15 protein-coding genes are annotated in these 16,615 nt (G+C 42.0%); 12 read left to right on the top strand and 3 right to left on the bottom strand.

Annotated elements, in window-relative coordinates; genetic code table 11:
* Positions 1 to 288: 288 nt before the first annotated feature.
* Positions 289 to 2,490 carry an LPXTG cell wall anchor domain-containing protein gene (locus OCV88_RS08510; protein ID WP_158425082.1) on the top strand — a complete coding sequence of 734 codons (2,202 nt, stop codon included), beginning with the start codon at positions 289 to 291 and terminating at the stop codon, positions 2,488 to 2,490.
* Between the two features lie 141 nt (positions 2,491 to 2,631).
* Here OCV88_RS08510 and OCV88_RS08515 read toward each other — a convergent pair whose 3' ends face one another.
* The gene (locus OCV88_RS08515) at positions 2,632 to 3,285 is read right to left on the bottom strand and encodes a potassium channel family protein (protein ID WP_158425083.1); all 654 of its coding nucleotides are present in this window, start codon (positions 3,283 to 3,285) and stop codon (positions 2,632 to 2,634) included.
* Positions 3,286 to 3,305: 20 nt separating this feature from the next.
* The gene (locus OCV88_RS08520) at positions 3,306 to 4,661 is read right to left on the bottom strand and encodes a TrkH family potassium uptake protein (protein ID WP_158425084.1); all 1,356 of its coding nucleotides are present in this window, start codon (positions 4,659 to 4,661) and stop codon (positions 3,306 to 3,308) included.
* A gap of 200 nt (positions 4,662 to 4,861) precedes the next feature.
* Between OCV88_RS08520 and OCV88_RS08525 the strand changes: the two genes are divergently transcribed.
* Both OCV88_RS08525 and OCV88_RS08530 read left to right on the top strand, forming a co-directional pair.
* The gene (locus OCV88_RS08525) at positions 4,862 to 5,422 is read left to right on the top strand and encodes a hypothetical protein (protein ID WP_158425085.1); all 561 of its coding nucleotides are present in this window, start codon (positions 4,862 to 4,864) and stop codon (positions 5,420 to 5,422) included.
* A gap of 70 nt (positions 5,423 to 5,492) precedes the next feature.
* Entirely contained in the window at positions 5,493 to 6,038 is a 546-nt protein-coding gene (locus OCV88_RS08530; RefSeq protein ID WP_158425086.1) for a DUF1653 domain-containing protein, read from the top strand.
* A gap of 20 nt (positions 6,039 to 6,058) precedes the next feature.
* On the opposite strand, the gene OCV88_RS08535 is transcribed toward OCV88_RS08530, so the two are convergent.
* Entirely contained in the window at positions 6,059 to 6,511 is a 453-nt protein-coding gene (locus OCV88_RS08535; RefSeq protein WP_158425087.1) for a CYTH domain-containing protein, read from the bottom strand.
* A 218-nt stretch (positions 6,512 to 6,729) separates the two neighbouring features.
* Between OCV88_RS08535 and OCV88_RS08540 the strand changes: the two genes are divergently transcribed.
* The 9 genes from OCV88_RS08540 to lon all read left to right on the top strand — a co-directional run bounded on the left by OCV88_RS08540 (position 6,730) and on the right by lon (position 16,590).
* Positions 6,730 to 7,275 (top strand): DJ-1 family glyoxalase III, encoded by a 546-nt coding sequence (locus OCV88_RS08540; RefSeq protein ID WP_158425088.1) that lies wholly within the window; start codon positions 6,730 to 6,732, stop codon positions 7,273 to 7,275.
* A gap of 173 nt (positions 7,276 to 7,448) precedes the next feature.
* Entirely contained in the window at positions 7,449 to 8,246 is a 798-nt protein-coding gene (locus OCV88_RS08545; RefSeq protein WP_158425089.1) for a DAPG hydrolase family protein, read from the top strand.
* Positions 8,247 to 8,668: 422 nt separating this feature from the next.
* Positions 8,669 to 9,400, top strand: coding sequence for an ABC transporter ATP-binding protein (locus OCV88_RS08550; RefSeq protein WP_158425090.1), 732 nt, complete (start codon positions 8,669 to 8,671; stop codon positions 9,398 to 9,400).
* A gap of 14 nt (positions 9,401 to 9,414) precedes the next feature.
* Positions 9,415 to 10,338 (top strand): SufB/SufD family protein, encoded by a 924-nt coding sequence (locus OCV88_RS08555; RefSeq protein WP_158425091.1) that lies wholly within the window; start codon positions 9,415 to 9,417, stop codon positions 10,336 to 10,338.
* Positions 10,339 to 10,439: 101 nt separating this feature from the next.
* On the top strand, positions 10,440 to 10,649 hold the full coding sequence (locus OCV88_RS08560) for an alpha/beta-type small acid-soluble spore protein (RefSeq protein WP_158425092.1): 210 nt from the start codon (positions 10,440 to 10,442) through the stop codon (positions 10,647 to 10,649).
* 242 nt (positions 10,650 to 10,891) lie between these two features.
* Entirely contained in the window at positions 10,892 to 12,238 is a 1,347-nt protein-coding gene (gene tig, locus OCV88_RS08565) for a trigger factor (RefSeq protein ID WP_158425093.1), read from the top strand.
* Positions 12,239 to 12,326: 88 nt separating this feature from the next.
* The gene (clpP, locus tag OCV88_RS08570) at positions 12,327 to 12,911 is read left to right on the top strand and encodes an ATP-dependent Clp endopeptidase proteolytic subunit ClpP (RefSeq protein ID WP_158425094.1); all 585 of its coding nucleotides are present in this window, start codon (positions 12,327 to 12,329) and stop codon (positions 12,909 to 12,911) included.
* An 18-nt stretch (positions 12,912 to 12,929) separates the two neighbouring features.
* On the top strand, positions 12,930 to 14,177 hold the full coding sequence (gene clpX / locus OCV88_RS08575; protein WP_158425095.1) for an ATP-dependent Clp protease ATP-binding subunit ClpX: 1,248 nt from the start codon (positions 12,930 to 12,932) through the stop codon (positions 14,175 to 14,177).
* Positions 14,178 to 14,262: 85 nt separating this feature from the next.
* Positions 14,263 to 16,590, top strand: coding sequence for an endopeptidase La (gene lon / locus OCV88_RS08580; RefSeq protein ID WP_158425096.1), 2,328 nt, complete (start codon positions 14,263 to 14,265; stop codon positions 16,588 to 16,590).
* Positions 16,591 to 16,615: the final 25 nt, after the last annotated feature.

Consider the following 16,615-nt stretch of genomic DNA (forward strand, 5'->3'; position numbering starts at 1 on the left):
TTTTTATTTAAGTAATAGAATCTTTTGTATCCATTAACAATTCTTCTATATATTCCGCCACTTCGTCAGTCTTTGGTAATTGTTGTAACATTTCATCTCCACCGATTTTAAGCCATGTTCTATTTGATTAATCAATGGTTACATTAAAGCAGCCGGCAATTCTTTTGTTAAAAAGCTTTGTTAAAAATGCGCTAAAAAGGTATGATGATAAAGCAGAATATGGTATAATTTAACAATAATCTGAGTGAGTTACTTAGATTAAATAAACAAAATCTGAAAGGGAAAATTATGAAAAGAAAACAGGTAATTGCTTTGATTTTGAGTGCTGCGCTTGCTGTAAGTGTGGCAGCTCCGGTAATGGCTGCAGAGCCCGCTGAGGACTTAGCGCAGAGTGGAGTAGTCCAGGAGATTCCGGACGAAAAGAGTGAATCTTTAGCTTCCGATACGGAACATGCAAAAGAGGCAGATGCAAAAACAGTTCCAGAAGCGGACAGGCAGAAAGAAGAGACAAAAGCAGATGATCTTGAGAAGTGGAATCCGGTTATCACAGAGGAAGAATTAGAGGACAGCAAAGAAAGTCTGATGGGACTGCTGGACAAAGACGGGCTGATGGACCGGTATGATAAATTGCCGGCAGAAGCCAAGGCAGGGTTAGATTCCACCGCAGCGGAATATATGCATGCAGCCTTTGATGAAAACGTTGATAATTTTGAACAGTCATTAGCGTATATGGAGGGAGTTATTGGTGCGCTGGAACTTGGCACGGAACTGGATCCATATCTGGACCAGCTGATGGATGAAATTGTTGAGTCTATTGACCAGCTGCGCCATTATCTTATTACAGTAGAGCAGTGGTATCAGGATGAGAATATTGATGTCAACTTTGTAACTCAGCAATGGGAAACAATAATTAAAGATTTGAACGCATATTCAACCTGGTATGCACCGCTCTTTACTGCTGATTATGTAAAGACAGTAAGCTCTTACTATGAAAAATTAAATGCTGTAGAGATAACCGATGAAAATGCAGTGGATATTTACGAACAGTTGATGGATGCAGATAAGGTTCTTGGCCAGGCAGATAAAAATATCAATTTCTCATACAGAGATCAGGCAAAGGAGATCATTGCTCATTACCAGGATTTTCTGGCTCTGGCTCCAGAGGGCATGGCGGATGAATTTGCTTTTAGATTTTTGACAGGTACTGATACACCGGATAAGTATGTGTTTACCTATGGAAATGTGGTGGACAAATATCTGCCACAGGTACAGGCGGAACTGGCTTCTCTGGAGGATGCTTTTAGTATAGGCGCATATTATTCTTTTTATGAAGAGACCTGGGGAAACCTGAATAATCTCTGGACGGCTTTGGCAAACGCCATAGAGCAGGATGCCCTGAAACAAAGCGAAGAAATTGATGTATATGGTTATGAAGGATCTGAAAAGGCCGAATATGAAAGAGCAGCAGTTGTTTTTCAGGCTGCCTTGGAAGACCGGGAGTATGCACAGCTTGTAACTGCAGCAAAGGACATGCAGGCTGCGTTAAAGGAATATAATGAAGCGGCAAAGCTTGCCCTTGAAGAAGCTAAGGATCAGCTGCCAGGACTTTTAGATCAGCTGATGGTGCTGATGACCGAACTGGAAGTAAACGGAGCTTATTATGAAGATATGTACTATCAGGAAGTTGCCGCTCAGATAGGCGCGGTGTCTGATGCTCTTAGTGATCTTCCGGCTGTTACGGATATCGAAGCGTTAAAACTTGTTAATTCTGTAAATGGGACATTAAAAAAACAGGCTTCCAGCTATTCTGAGAAACTGGATGTTTTAATGGAACAGTGTGAAAGCCTGAATGCAGCAATTGCAGATATCTTTGCTTATGCATCGGATGGTGTGAAGGAAACAGATAACTATAAAGACGCGGCTGCTTTATGGAAAGCATTTGCGGATAAAGTCTCTAAGGAGCGTAATGCTTATGATGCAGGAGCTGTGGTAGATATTACAGGTTTGCTGAAGGCATACGATAATATGGCGGCAGATGCCGGAAGTGAAGAAGGTATGATTCAGACAGCTGCAAGGGCGATTCTGGATGCAGCGGTGAAGGCAGGCCAGGAGCTTTACAAACAGGAAGCTGCAAAGGAGCATAGTAAAGAAGCTCTTGAAGCATATAAAACAGCTCTGGATGCAGCAGTGAAGCTTCAAAGCAGCTGGGATCCGTCAAATGTATCCGATGTACTGAAAGGACTTGCAGATGCTCAGGAAGTTCTTCTTAATGATAAAGCTGGGACTGAAAAACCATCCGACCACCAGCAGAAGCCTTCTGACATAACAGAAGATCCGGTAGATACAGGTAAAAAGACAGAAGGAAAGGATACTACCTCTTCTGGTAATGTTCCAAAAACCGGAGATGCAGCTGCGGCAGGCATTCTGGCTATGATGGCAGCTTCAGGTCTTGGTGGAGCAGCAGGTTTAAGACGCCGTAAAAAAGATTAAGAGATGCAGGTGCCCTGACTGTCAGTGAAATTCACTGGCAGGGGCATTCCCTGAGAATGATAAAAACGAACCAGCGAAAAACTGTAAGACTCTCCCCCCTGGAAGAGGGCGGCTCATACGGTCAGCTGGTTCGTTATATTTTTAATTTATTTTATTTATTATCTTTTCCAGATCCCTGTCATGTCCAATTACCATTAGATGCTCATTGCCCTGGAAGGTATAATCTCCGGTAGGCATTGTTCTTAAACCGTCTTTTGTTTTTATGGCGACAATATTTACATGATATTTATTTCTGAAATCCAGATTCATAATACTTTTGCCAATCCATTCCTGCATCGGTGTGATTTCATAGATAGCAAAGTCATTGCCAAGTTCAAAGTAATCAAAAATATTGTCAGAGCTGTACTGCACTGCACACTTTTCGGCGATATCCCGTTCCGGGTAAACGATGCTGTCGGCGCCATTTCGGAGGAGAAATTTTGCCTGGATCTTTCTAGTTGCTTTACTGATAACTTTTTTTGCGCCCAGCTCTTTGAGCTGGCTTGTGATTTCAAGACTGCTTTGAAAATTTGTTCCGATACATACAAAACATACATCAAAGTTGCCAACACCAAGACTTCTTAAAACACTTTCTTTTGTACAGTCGCCGATTTTTGCGCTGGTGACAAAGGGAAGCAGGGGCTCCAACAATTCTTCATCCTGATCAACGATCATCACTTCGTTACCAAGTTCTGCGAACTTCTGACACAGGTAGCTGCCAAAGCGGCCCAGTCCAATGATTAAAATAGATTTCATAATAGATTCCTTTCATAAAATCAGCCAATACTAATGTGTTCCTGAGGCTGGCTGATATGTGACAATTTTTTCTTATCTGTGAAAGACAGGGCAAAGGATAAACTGCCCAGCCGTCCAATATACATAAGAAAGATAAGAATAATTTTTGGTGCAAGGGTCAGGTCCGAAGTGATTCCGAGGCTCATCCCTACAGTGCTGATAGCAGAAACCACTTCAAATAAAATATCCGTAATATCCAGATTCTGAATGGTACAGATTAAAAAGGAGGCAGCTAAGACCGAAAATAAATTGACGCAGAATACAGCGGAAGCTTTTGTGACGGCTCCGTTTTCCAGACGCCGTTTAAAAATATTGATACTTTCGGTTCGGGTAAGTGTTGAACGAAGGTATAAAAGTAATACTACAATGGTAGTGATTTTGATACCGCCTGCGGTAGACCCGGGGGCGCCTCCAATAAACATTAAAGCAATTGTAAGCAGTTTTGAAGATTCAGTCAGAGCGGAGCTGTCAATGGAGTTAAAGCCTGCGGTTCGCGGGGTGACGGCACAAAAGAAAGAACTTAAAACCTTTCCGGATGTGGTCATATCTGCAAACAGATGCTGGTTTTCCAGACAGTAGAATAAAACAGCTCCTCCTGCTGTGAGAATCAAAGTACCGATTAAAACGATTTTTGTGTGAAGTGCATAGCGGCGGACATGCAGTTTATGAGTGTAAATATCGTTCCATACAAAAAAACCGATACCTCCGATCAAAATCAAGAGCCCGATTGTTATGATTACAACTCCATTATCGTAAAAACCAGTCAGGGAAGAGAATGGGGTAAATCGGCCCATTAAATCAAATCCAGCATTGCAAAAAGCTGAGACGGAATGGAAAATCCCGTAATAGATGCCGGTACCAACGCCCATTTTTGGAATGAAGCAGGCTGATAATATCACTGCACCAATTCCTTCAAATAAGATGGTGCCCTTTAGGATTATCATGGCCAGCTTTACGATTCCGCCCATATCAACGACACTGACACTTTCTTTTAACATACCCCGCTGGCGGATGCTGATTTTTCGCTTCAGGAGAATTGAGATGCCAAAACCAAAAGTTATAAATCCAAGACCGCCGATCTGTATCAGGCAGAGAATTACTATTTGACCGAACATGGACCAGTGTGTAAAGGTATCTACTAGAATCAGGCCGGTTACACATGTGGCGCTGGTTGCGGTAAAGATTGTTGTGCCGAAAGGAGTAACTTCCCCTGTTTTACTTGCAAAGGGAAGCATCAGGAGTAAAGCTCCGATTAAAATAATGATAAAAAAGCCGATTGCAATAGTCTGCATCTGAGAAAGTCTGCGGGGAAACCTTCTCTGAAATGTATTTGCCATATTTTTTAGTCCTTTAAGAATTGTGAATTCTGCTTTCTTATTTTGAAGCAGGCCGGCAGATTCTGCCGAAATTGTTATATATTATAGCATTATAACTATTTTTGTCTAGTACTCTATGATATACTGATAGATGAAAAATTTTTATTTATATCAGATAACAGTGTATTTGTTAAATGTGCATATAAGTGTGGAGGTAGCATATGACAGTAATCATTGTAATAATTTTTGTTGTTCTGGCGATGCTTACAACCTGGGGGAAAAACAAGGTAAATGGACAGCAGGAACAGGATGGTTCCAGCCAGAATGCCCACAGAAGCCAGAGCACCTATCAACGGAGAGAAACGCCCCCAAATACCGGAAAAACCTTTCAGCCCGGATACTATAAACAAAAGACCTATCAAAAGCAGGAGACTATGCGGGAAAAAAACGGCGTGAGCAGAGGTGAAGCACAAAAGAAAAAGGAAGCCCAGGATGTGAAAAAGCGTTTTCATGAAAAATATCATGAAGAACTGGAAGAAAATCAAAAGATCGGGGCGCAGCATGTCTGGCGGGAAGCGGGAATTGAAGAGGAAGACGGAGCCATTCTGGCATCCGCAAAGTTAAATTCCTATGCCGCAGAAATGGACAATGAAGAGGACAGCCGAGTGGATTTGATGGGGCCGGTTTATGATCTGATGGCCAAGGGACCGGATACGTCTATTCCCTTTCGAAGAGACTTTGAGGGTGAGGCTGCAGAGCTGCTGAGTCGTTTAAACCGGTAAAAGAAACATTGGATATTTTTTATACGTGTAGTGTATGCATTTAAAAAGTGAAAGAAAGAAGGGAATAAAGATGCCGCAGGGAAATCCCAAACCAGGAGAGAAATATCTGCATTTTAAAAATAAATTATATCAGATTATAACAGTTGCAGTTCATTCAGAAACTAATGAAGAAATGGTAGTATATCAGGCGCTGTACGGAACTTTTAAAAGTTATGTGCGTCCTTTGTCTATGTTTATCAGTGAAGTAGATCACGAAAAATATCCTGAAGTTATGCAGGAATACAGATTTCAGTATATAGAAATAGAAGAGGATAGTCTGCCTGTACAGGCTGCAAAGGAAAACGATGTTGACAGCTCCGGAAAAAATCAAGGAGAAATCAAAGAGGAGGCTTGTCCCATCAATAACTGGCTGATTCGTTTTCTGGATGCGGAAAGCTTTGATGAAAAATATGAAATTGTAACAGAAATGAAATCGGATATTAATGATAAGCTGATTGATGATCTGGCAGTTTCTCTGGATGTTGTGATTCCGGAAGGGAACCTGCAAAACCGATATCAGCAGCTGAAAAACTGTATCCGCACCCGTCAGAAGTTCGAAGGAGGCAGAATCTCATAAGATGGGCATCCGGTGTGGTGTCAAAAACACTGGGTATGCAGCGCAAGATAGCTGTTCTGATATTTGGGATCATAGGTGACCTCTTTAGCAAACCAGCGGGGAGGAACAAAGTCAAGGGCAGCCTGACGGGATGGGAATTCAACTTCGGCAAGAATAAGATCCTGTAAGGCACCTTCAAAAAGGTCCAGTTCAATTGTGTAGGATAAATAAGGAATGCAGTAGCGTTTTTTTGTGATAACAATGCCGTCTGCTTTTGATTTTAAGTGTTCATAGGATTCTTTTGTCAGAGGGAGGTTGTATTCTTCTCTGGCAAGGAGGCCGGCGGACTTATAAGTCAGATAGTACTCTGTATTCTGACGTCTGATTCTGACTACTGGTTTTGTGGACAGGTAGGCCTGCTGGATTTCCAGACAGGGATACTGCTCTAGATGATCAGGGAGATGCTGAATCAAAAATTTGCGTTCGATTTCCATAAGCTTTTTAACCTTTCCGGCTGCGGATTACCTGAAGTTTTGCATACGCCTGCCGCAGCCAGATGATACGTATGGCTCAGCCGTTACAGAGTAAGCTCTGAGTAACAGCATTTTTACAGGTTCCATAATAATAGATCTGCAGAAAGAAAACAAGAACAGAACAAAGATAATAGCAGGAACAAAAAATAAATGCAGGAATGAAAAAGAGGAAATATAAGATGAAGAAAATAGGTATTTTACTGGCAGAAGGATTTGAAGAGGTAGAAGCTCTGACGGCAGCGGATATTTGCAGGCGGGCAGGGATTATCACCGGTCTGATATCCATTACCGGAAGTAAAACCGTGACTGGAGCTCACAAAATTACCGTACAGGCGGATGAGCTGTTTGAAAACATAGTATTTGAAGGATTGGACGGAATTGTGCTTCCGGGAGGGATGCCGGGAACAGAAAACCTCCGTGTGTATCCGGGTGTGAAAGAAAAGGTTCGGATGTTTTACGACAGCGGCAGACTGACGGCTGCTATCTGTGCGGCGCCGGGTATATTTGGAGAGATGGGAATTTTAAAGGGCCGGGATGCTGCGGTGTATCCGGGCTGTGAGGCCGGAGAAGATGTAAACTGGCTGGATAGGAGTACTGTTGTAAGCGGTCATGTGATTACCGGCAGAGGACCGGGGGCTGCTGCTTGTTTTGCCCTGGAACTTGTAAAATTTCTTATGGGAGAAGAAAAAGCAGAAGAAATAAAAGATAGTTTTATGATGCCGTAAAGGAATTGTGTACAGGCACAAAAAGAGGGAAGATAAAGAGATAAACTTTTAGAAAAATCACGATGTGTTTTCTACAGAATTACAGTATAATTACTATAATGCCGTAAAAAGGCGAAGAGAAGAAAACTAAAACATGCGGGTATTTAAGAATACAGGCAGGAAAAGGAGTATATATGAAACCTACATTAACAGAAGCAGAAGCAAAGCTGTCATATGCGAAATATTTTCATATGCCGTTAACACCAATTCCACAGGAAAAGCTGGATATTCTGGCCGCCGGACCTATGGACCCTGAAAAGATGTTAAAGATTACTGATCGTGTTAAATTGTTCGATGAAGGATACTTTGACGTGGAGGTGGGGTATGGTGTACAGGAGGATGGCAGCGGCTATGTATCAAACCTGACGAAAATGCCGGGCGTCACAAAAGAAATGTTTGAATGGTGGTTTGCATGGCATGGACTTGAGGATCTCCGTTATAAAATCTGGGATCCGGAAGATCACTATTATGCAAGACAGAAAAACCGTGATAAAGCATTGAGCAGTAACCTTCCCATGAGAGAAAGAACCTGGGGAACCACCCACGAAGTTTTAGAGGATATCGGACCGGGACCGGACGAACTTATTCTAGATTTTAAATATCCCTCGGAAATGGGATATCCGGAAGAGAAAGTAGGTACAGATGCCTGCGCTTCCATGATGTGTGCCAACGGCCACGGACCGGAGCCGGGCAAGGGTGTTGCAGCGGTGATGACACATATGATCCGAGAGATTGAAGGCGGTATTGAGTTAAGAAGCCGTTTTTGGATTGGATATCAGATTATGGATGGAAGACCTATGAAACTGATTCCAAGAGGTGTCAGTGTTCCTATGGAAGTGCCAATGGGGCTGTTTGCACATAACTTAAAAGAATTTACACATCTGGCAGCAATTCTGCCAAAGGTATACGAAGAAGAAAAGGACCGTTTCTAAAAGTAAAATGAAAAAGATTGGCGCTGATACTCCGGGGAAATCCCCGGGGTATTTTATTTCTCTATAGGAAATACTGTATTGTGATAAAGTTGAAAAGTACCGATTCCTATAGAGCAAAAAACGCTCTGCGGTGGAATGGAGTCATGTTGCTTGCGCATTTTTTATTCAGGAAATTCCTGCAGACAGGAAAGGCGGATGCTCTGTGAGAAAGGTGCTTTCGTGATTGCTGCATGCAGGCTTCTTTTATAGTTATTAAAAGGCATTTGGCCTTCTGTTTTCAGGGAAAGACTGTGGCAAAAATCACTTCCATTTCACGGTAAAGTATTATATAATAGCACCGATACGGAAATAATTCCCTGATAAAGCAGGATATCCCTGTGAAATAGTGGGAAAACTGATAGAAAAAAGTTGAGGAAGGACATATGCTTGAATTAAGAGATATTAGTTTTCAGGTAACAGATGAAAACGATGCCACAAACAAAGAGATTTTAAAAAATGTTAATTTAAAAGTAGATGACCGTTTTGTAGCGATTACCGGACCTAACGGCGGAGGAAAGTCTACCCTTGCAAAAATTATTGCGGGTATTTTCCGGCCCACATCCGGACAGATTCTGCTAGACGGGGTGGATATTACAAATATGAGTATTACTGAGCGTGCCAGAGCCGGCATTAGCTTCGCATTTCAGCAGCCGGTGCGGTTTAAAGGACTGACAGTAAAGGATCTTATTACACTGGCGGCGGGGAAGGACATTAATATTTCCCAGGCCTGTTCCTATTTATCAGAAGTGGGACTGTGCGCCAAAGATTATATCAACCGTGAAGTCAATGCCAGTCTTTCAGGCGGAGAATTAAAACGTATTGAAATTGCCATGATCATGGCAAGAGGAACGAAACTGTCCATTTTTGATGAACCGGAAGCAGGAATTGATTTGTGGAGTTTTAATAACCTGATTCAGGTTTTTGAGTCTATGCATGAAAAAATCAATGGCTCTATTCTGATTATTTCTCATCAGGAACGTATTTTAAATATTGCGGACAAGATTGTTGTAGTTGCCGGTGGACAGATAAAAAATGTAGGGACAAAAGCAGAAGTACTGCCGGATTTACTGGGAACCTCAGAAGCCTGCAGCACTTTAATGGATAAAATTGTATAGGGAGGTCAAAAACTATGGATGCAATTGAAAAACACATACTGGAAGAGGTAGCCGACCTTCATGCAGTTCCGGAAGGTGCGTACAATATCCGCTATAACGGACAGTCTGACGGCAGAAAAACAACAGCTAATATAGATATTGTAACAAAAACAGAAGAAGGAAAATCCGGCATTGATATTATTATCAAACCGGGAACCAAAAATGAAAGCGTGCATATTCCTGTAGTTTTGAGCCAGAGCGGTTTAAAAGAGACAGTATACAATGATTTTTATATCGGAGATGATGCCGATGTGACAATTGTTGCGGGATGCGGTATTCACAACTGTGGAACGGATACTTCTCAGCATGATGGTATCCATACCTTTTATGTTGGGAAAAATGCCAGAATAAAATATGTAGAGAAACATTATGGTGAAGGCGATGGTTCGGGAGAACGTATTTTAAATCCGGTTACCGTGATCAATATAGATGAGGGCGGTTATATGGAGATGGATACTGTCCAGATCAAGGGCGTTACCTCCACAAAACGTGTGACGACTGCAGTGCTGAAAGCGGGTGCTGCATTAGAGATCAGCGAAAAAATCATGACACATGGCAATCAGTACGCAGAAACAGATTTTACCGTTGATATGAACGGAGAGGACTGCAGCGCCAATGTAGTATCCCGTTCTGTTGCAAAAGGAAAATCAAAACAGCTTTTTGTTTCAAGAATTAACGGAAACTGTAAATGCGCAGGTCATACGGAGTGCGATGCCATTATTATGGATCAGGCCTGTGTAACTGCGGAGCCGCAGCTGACTGCAAATGATATAGATGCCAGTCTGATTCATGAGGCAGCTATTGGAAAAATAGCCGGAGAACAGCTTATAAAGCTCATGACACTGGGGCTTACAGAAGAGGAAGCAGAGGAACAGATCGTAAACGGTTTCTTGAAATAATTACCAAAATAATTTTTTCATTTCTGTTAATAATAGTTTCAGGGTAAGCAATGCTTATCTTTAAAAATAAAAAGAAACAAATATTTACGGAGGTGAAAAGAATGAGCAATTCTTCAAACTCAAACAAAACTAGTGTACCAGAAGCAAAAGAAGCAATGAACCGTTTCAAACAGGAAGTTGCATCCGAATTAGGTATCTCTTTAAAAGAGGGATATAACGGAGATCTGACATCTCGTCAGGCAGGTTCCATCGGTGGTGAAATGGTAAGAAAAATGATCCAGAGACAGGAAGAGCAGATGTCTGGAAGATAGTAATTCTATTGCTGTCAGATAAAAAGGCTTTTCCGGCCAACCTAAGAGGTTGGCTGGAAGGGCCTTTTTACATTTATTGTTGAAATTTGAAAAACCCTGTGTTATAATTCCTAAATGACTGTAAGTGGCGAAAGTACGCCCTTTTTTATGGTATATGGGTTTTGTAGTTGTGAAGTTCCTGTATCATAGAAAGCCGCAGACGTACAACTACATGACATATATTAAGGAGGATAATTGTTAGAATGAGTGTACAGGTAGAAAATTTAGAAAAAAACATGGCAAAACTCACAGTTGAGGTGCCTGCTGAGGAACTGGAAAGCGCACTCCAGGAAGCATATAATAAACAGAAAAAAAGCATCAGTCTTCCGGGATTCCGTAAAGGAAAAGTTCCAAGAATGATGGTTGAAAAAATGTACGGAGCAAATGTTTTCTGTGATGATGCAGCAAACAGCCTGCTTCCGGGGGCATATTCAGAAGCAGTAGAAGAAAGCGGACTGGATATCGTTTCCAGACCAAATCTTGATATTGTACAGCTGGAAAAAGGAAAAGCATTTATTTTTACAGCAGAAGTTGCAGTAAAACCGGAAGTGACACTTGGAAAATATGTGGGAGTTACTGTAACAAAGATTGATACAGCAGCAACAGAGGAAGAAATCGAAAAAGAAATCAATGCTGAAAGAGAAAAAAATGCCAGAACAATCACAGTGGAAGGCAGAGCTGTAGAAGACGGCGATACAGCAGTTATTGATTATGAAGGCTTTGCTGACGGTGTGGCATTTGAAGGTGGAAAAGACGAGAATCATTCACTGGTAATCGGTTCCGGCAGCTTTATTCCTGGATTTGAAGAGCAGCTTATCGGAAAGAATGCCGGTGAAGAAGTGGAAGTAAATGTAACATTCCCTGAAGAATACCATTCTGCAGATCTTGCGGGAAAAGCAGCAGTATTTAACGTAAAAATCAACGAAATCAAAACAAAAGAAGTTCCAGAGCTGGATGATGAGTTCGTACAGGATGTTTCTGAATTTGATACTGTTGCAGAATATAAAGAGAGCATTAAGGCAAAAGTAGAAGAAAGAAAAGAAAGCGATGCCAAAGCAGCTCAGACAGACGAAGCTATTAAGAAAATTGTAGATAAATCCCAGATGGATATTCCGGAAGCTATGATTGATACTCAGTGTGAAGATATGATCAATCAGTTTGGGCAGCAGATGTCACAGCAGGGACTTTCCATGCAGCAGTACCTTCAGTTTACAGGTATGACCATGGATAAAATGAAAGAGCAGGTTCGCGAAGAAGCAGTTGCACGTATTGAAAGCGGACTGATTTTAGAGCAGATTGCAAAAGAAGAAAATATTGAGATTTCAGATGAAGATTTAGATGCTGAGATCGTTAAAATGGCTGAGCTGTACAAAATGGAAGCAGATCAGTTAAGAGGCTACATGGGCGATTCTGAGAAAGAAGCAATGAAAAAAGATTTGGCTGAGCAGAGAGCTGTAGCATTTATCATGGAAAATGTAAAATACAGAGCAAAAGCAAAATCAAAAAAAGAAAAAGATGCGGAAGCTGAGGCAGAAAGCACAGAAGAATAGTCATAAAGGTTTGGCAGATATCTTTTTCAGGCCGGTCCGGTCGGACCGGCCTGTTTGATACTTTTTAAACAGAAATGGAGGCAGAAATATGAGTTTTGTACCTTATGTCATTGAACAAAACAGCAGAGGCGAACGAAGCTATGATATTTACTCAAGATTATTAAAAGACAGAATCATTTTCCTTGGAGAAGAAGTGAATGAGACAACGGCTAGTCTTGTTGTTGCACAGCTTCTTTTTCTGGAATCAGAAGATCCGGGAAAAGATATTCATTTATACATTAACTCTCCCGGCGGGATGGTGACTGCAGGTTTAGCAATTTACGATACTATGCAGTATATTAAATGTGATGTATCAACTACCTGCATCGGTCTGGCTGCAAGTATGGGAGCATTTTTGCTGGCCGGAGGAACCAAGGGAAAACGTTTTGCGCTTCCCAATGCAGAGATTATGATTCATCAGCCCTCCGGAGGAGCAAGAGGTCAGGCAACAGAGATCCAGATTGCAGCAGAGAATATTTTAAAGACGAAACAGCGTCTTAACAGAATCCTTGCAGAAAATACCGGAAAATCTATAGAAGAGGTTGCCGCTGATACAGAAAGAGACAATTATATGACTGCGGAAGAAGCAGTTGCATATGGACTGGTTGATTCTGTAATCAAAGACCATCACTAGGATGAGAGAGGTAAAAACATGGCAGTAAAAAACAACGGAGAAGAAAGAATACGTTGTTCATTTTGTGGGAAAACCCAGGAACAGGTGCGCAAATTGATTGCAGGCCCAAAGGGGGCCTATATCTGCGATGAATGTGTGGAAATCTGTTCTGATATTATAGAGGAAGAGCTGGAAGGATATACTTCCGAGAGTGCATCGCAGTCAGAAATTAATCTGTTTAAACCGGAAGAATTAAAAGCTTTTCTGGATGATTATGTAATCGGACAGGATGAGGCGAAAAAAGTTCTCTCTGTAGCAGTTTATAATCACTATAAAAGAATTATGGCAGAACCAGATCTGGATGTGGAGCTGCAAAAGAGCAATATTTTGATGCTGGGACCTACCGGTTCCGGTAAAACACTGCTGGCTCAGACGCTGGCTAAGATTCTTAATGTGCCTTTTGCTATTGCGGATGCCACAACATTAACAGAGGCAGGATATGTAGGCGAAGATGTGGAAAATATTTTGCTGAAAATTATCCAGGCAGCAGATTATGATGTAGAGAAAGCCCAGTACGGCATTATTTATATAGATGAAATTGATAAGATCACAAGAAAGTCAGAAAATGCATCTATTACAAGAGATGTTTCAGGAGAAGGGGTGCAGCAGGCGCTGCTGAAAATTCTGGAAGGAACTGTGGCATCTGTACCGCCTCAGGGGGGCAGAAAGCATCCTCAGCAGGAACTGATTCCCATTGATACAACGAATATTTTGTTTATATGCGGCGGTGCTTTTGAGGGACTAGATAAAATCATCGAGGCCAGAATGGATCAGAAATCCATTGGCTTTAATGCGGAAATTTCTGATAAAAAGGACAAAAATGTAGGAGAGCTGTTAAAAGAAGCTCTGCCTCAGGATTTTATAAAATTCGGATTGATTCCGGAGTTTATCGGGCGTGTTCCTATGGTAGTTTCCCTGGAGGCGCTGGATAAAGAGTCACTGGTCCGGATTCTTACGGAACCGAAAAATTCTCTGATGAAACAGTACGAGAAGCTGTTTGAGTTAGACCAGGTAGAGCTGGTATTTAAGAAGGAGGCTCTAGAGGCAATCGCAGAGTGTTCACTGAAACGAAAAACCGGCGCCCGGGGTCTTCGTGCGATTATGGAAAAAACCATGATGGATCTGATGTATCGGATTCCTTCAGATGATACCATTACAAAGTGTATCATTACCAGAGAAACAGTAACAGGAAGCGGAGAAGCCGTTCTGGAATATAAAAGCAAATAGGCAAAGAGAAAATTACATGGACGGAGCTTTCTTGTGAGAGCTTCGTCCATTTCACAATAAGACATAAGAGAAATGGAGGACGGTTATGAGTGAACTTTTAAAAGAACTGCCCGCTGTAGCCTTAAGAGGCATTACAATTTTACCGGGAATGATTGCGCATTTTGATATCAGCCGTGAGAAATCTATCAAAGCCATTGAGACCTGCATGATGGAAGATAATCAGATTTATCTGGTGACACAGCGGGATATGGAGGAAGAAGATCCTGATGTAAACGGTTTATATAAGATTGGTGTCATTGCCAGCATCAGACAGCTGATTAAGTTAAAAGATGATGTTGTGAGAGTTTTGGTGGAAGGGAAAGAAAAAGCTGAACTTGCATATCTTAATCAGGATAAAGGATATCTGGAAGCAGCAGTAGTACCGGTGGAGGAAAAGGAGACGGAAGTGTCCCCTGAGGTAGAAGAAGCCATGCTGCGGGCTGTGCAGGAGGCTATGATTGAATATTGTAAAGTGAATCCAAAATCAGGAAAAGAACTGGCCCGCCAGGCAGATGGATTGAATCATCTGAATACACTGATGGATCTTTTAGGAAACAACCTTCCGATTTTTTATGAACAAAAGCAGAAATTGCTGGATGCATCATCCCTGGAGGAACGCTATGGGGTTTTGATGAATATTCTGCTCAGCGAGACGAATATTCTTGAAATAAAAAATGAGCTCCAGATGAAAGTAAAGGAACAGGTAGATAAAAATCAAAAAGAATATATTCTGCGGGAGCAGATGAAAGTGATTCGGAAGGAGCTAGGAGAGGACAATACGGAATCTGACAGCCAGCGGTATTTAAAACAGACAGAGGAGCTGAATGCCCCCTTACAGATCAAAAACAGAATCAGAAAAGAAATTGAACGGTTTAAAAATATTGCCGGAAATGCTTCTGAGGGCAGCGTGGCAAGAGGATACATAGAAACTCTTCTGGCACTGCCATGGGAGAAAGCCTCTAAAGATAATACAGATCTTGACAATGCAGAGTTTATTTTAAATGAAGATCATTATGGACTGGAAAAGGTAAAAGAACGGGTGCTGGAGTTTTTGGCTGTGCGCAATATGACAAAAAAAGGGGAGAGTCCCATTCTTTGTCTGATTGGCCCGCCGGGAACCGGAAAAACCAGTATTGCCCGGTCCGTTGCAAGAGCCCTGGATAAAAAATATGTGCGGATCTGCCTGGGCGGCGTTCGGGATGAAGCGGAAATACGGGGGCACAGAAGAACGTATGTGGGGGCTATGCCTGGCCGGATTGTGGAAGGCATCAGGCAGGCCGGTGTAAAAAATCCCCTGATTCTTCTGGATGAAATTGATAAAATGAGCAGTGATTATAAAGGAGATCCTTCTTCGGCTATGCTGGAGGTGCTGGATTCAGAACAAAACCAGAGATTTATGGATCATTATGTGGATCTTCCGGTAGATTTGTCAGAAGCTTTGTTTATTGCTACTGCAAATGATATCGGAAATATTCCCCGGCCTTTGATGGACCGTATGGAGCTGATTGAAGTACAGAGCTATACCTCAAATGAGAAGCTGCACATTGCAAAAGAGCATCTGATAGGGAAGCAGAAAGAGAAAAACGGGCTGGACGCAGATCAGATCAGCTTCAGCGACCGGGCGCTGATGAGTCTTATTGAGGGTTATACAAAAGAAGCAGGTGTGCGGAATCTTGAGCGCAGGATTGGTGAACTCTGCCGTAAGGCAGCCAGAGAGATTTATCAGAAACATAAAAATGCCGTTAAGATCACAGAGACAGCTCTTGAGAAATATCTTGGAAAAAGAATATTTACTACAGATATGGCGAATACAGAGGATGAAATCGGAATTGTAAGGGGGCTGGCATGGACCAGTGTAGGCGGAGATACGCTGGAAATCGAAGTAAATATTATGCCGGGAAAAGGTGAGTTTTTACTTACCGGAAAACTGGGAGATGTAATGAAAGAATCTGCCCAGGCCGGTATCAGCTATATCCGGTCGGTCAGTGAACAATATCAGATAGAAAATAATTTTTTCAAAGAGCATGATATACATATCCATATTCCGGAAGGAGCAGTGCCAAAGGACGGACCGTCAGCGGGAATTACTATGGCTGCGGCTATGCTGTCTGCCATTATTCAAAAACCCGTTAAGGCAGATGTGGCTATGACCGGTGAGATTACTTTAAGAGGCAGGGTTTTACCTGTAGGCGGATTAAAAGAGAAACTTTTAGCGGCTAAAAATGCCGGGATTAAAACGGTCTGCGTTCCGGCAGACAATGAGAAAGATGTATCAGAAATCTCGCAGGAAATAAAACGTGGGCTGGACATTCATTTTGTTTCCCGGATGCAGGATGTACTGGAAATTGCATTTGCAGACGGTAAAGAAGCATAACCCCACAGCGGGGAAAGGAGACCTT

It is taken from the genome of Brotonthovivens ammoniilytica (assembly GCF_025566885.1).
Lineage (GTDB): Bacteria > Bacillota > Clostridia > Lachnospirales > Lachnospiraceae > Brotonthovivens > Brotonthovivens ammoniilytica.

What these genes read in the sequence shown, in the direction of transcription:
- OCV88_RS08510 (WP_158425082.1), top strand. Translation starts at nt 289, where the DNA reads ATGAAAAGAAAACAGGTAATTGCTTTGATTTTGAGTGCTGCGCTTGCT.
- OCV88_RS08515 (WP_158425083.1), bottom strand. Translation starts at nt 3,285, where the DNA reads ATGAAATCTATTTTAATCATTGGACTGGGCCGCTTTGGCAGCTACCTG.
- OCV88_RS08520 (WP_158425084.1), bottom strand. Translation starts at nt 4,661, where the DNA reads ATGGCAAATACATTTCAGAGAAGGTTTCCCCGCAGACTTTCTCAGATG.
- OCV88_RS08525 (WP_158425085.1), top strand. Translation starts at nt 4,862, where the DNA reads ATGACAGTAATCATTGTAATAATTTTTGTTGTTCTGGCGATGCTTACA.
- OCV88_RS08530 (WP_158425086.1), top strand. Translation starts at nt 5,493, where the DNA reads ATGCCGCAGGGAAATCCCAAACCAGGAGAGAAATATCTGCATTTTAAA.
- OCV88_RS08535 (WP_158425087.1), bottom strand. Translation starts at nt 6,511, where the DNA reads ATGGAAATCGAACGCAAATTTTTGATTCAGCATCTCCCTGATCATCTA.
- OCV88_RS08540 (WP_158425088.1), top strand. Translation starts at nt 6,730, where the DNA reads ATGAAGAAAATAGGTATTTTACTGGCAGAAGGATTTGAAGAGGTAGAA.
- OCV88_RS08545 (WP_158425089.1), top strand. Translation starts at nt 7,449, where the DNA reads ATGAAACCTACATTAACAGAAGCAGAAGCAAAGCTGTCATATGCGAAA.
- OCV88_RS08550 (WP_158425090.1), top strand. Translation starts at nt 8,669, where the DNA reads ATGCTTGAATTAAGAGATATTAGTTTTCAGGTAACAGATGAAAACGAT.
- OCV88_RS08555 (WP_158425091.1), top strand. Translation starts at nt 9,415, where the DNA reads ATGGATGCAATTGAAAAACACATACTGGAAGAGGTAGCCGACCTTCAT.
- OCV88_RS08560 (WP_158425092.1), top strand. Translation starts at nt 10,440, where the DNA reads ATGAGCAATTCTTCAAACTCAAACAAAACTAGTGTACCAGAAGCAAAA.
- tig (WP_158425093.1), top strand. Translation starts at nt 10,892, where the DNA reads ATGAGTGTACAGGTAGAAAATTTAGAAAAAAACATGGCAAAACTCACA.
- clpP (WP_158425094.1), top strand. Translation starts at nt 12,327, where the DNA reads ATGAGTTTTGTACCTTATGTCATTGAACAAAACAGCAGAGGCGAACGA.
- clpX (WP_158425095.1), top strand. Translation starts at nt 12,930, where the DNA reads ATGGCAGTAAAAAACAACGGAGAAGAAAGAATACGTTGTTCATTTTGT.
- lon (WP_158425096.1), top strand. Translation starts at nt 14,263, where the DNA reads ATGAGTGAACTTTTAAAAGAACTGCCCGCTGTAGCCTTAAGAGGCATT.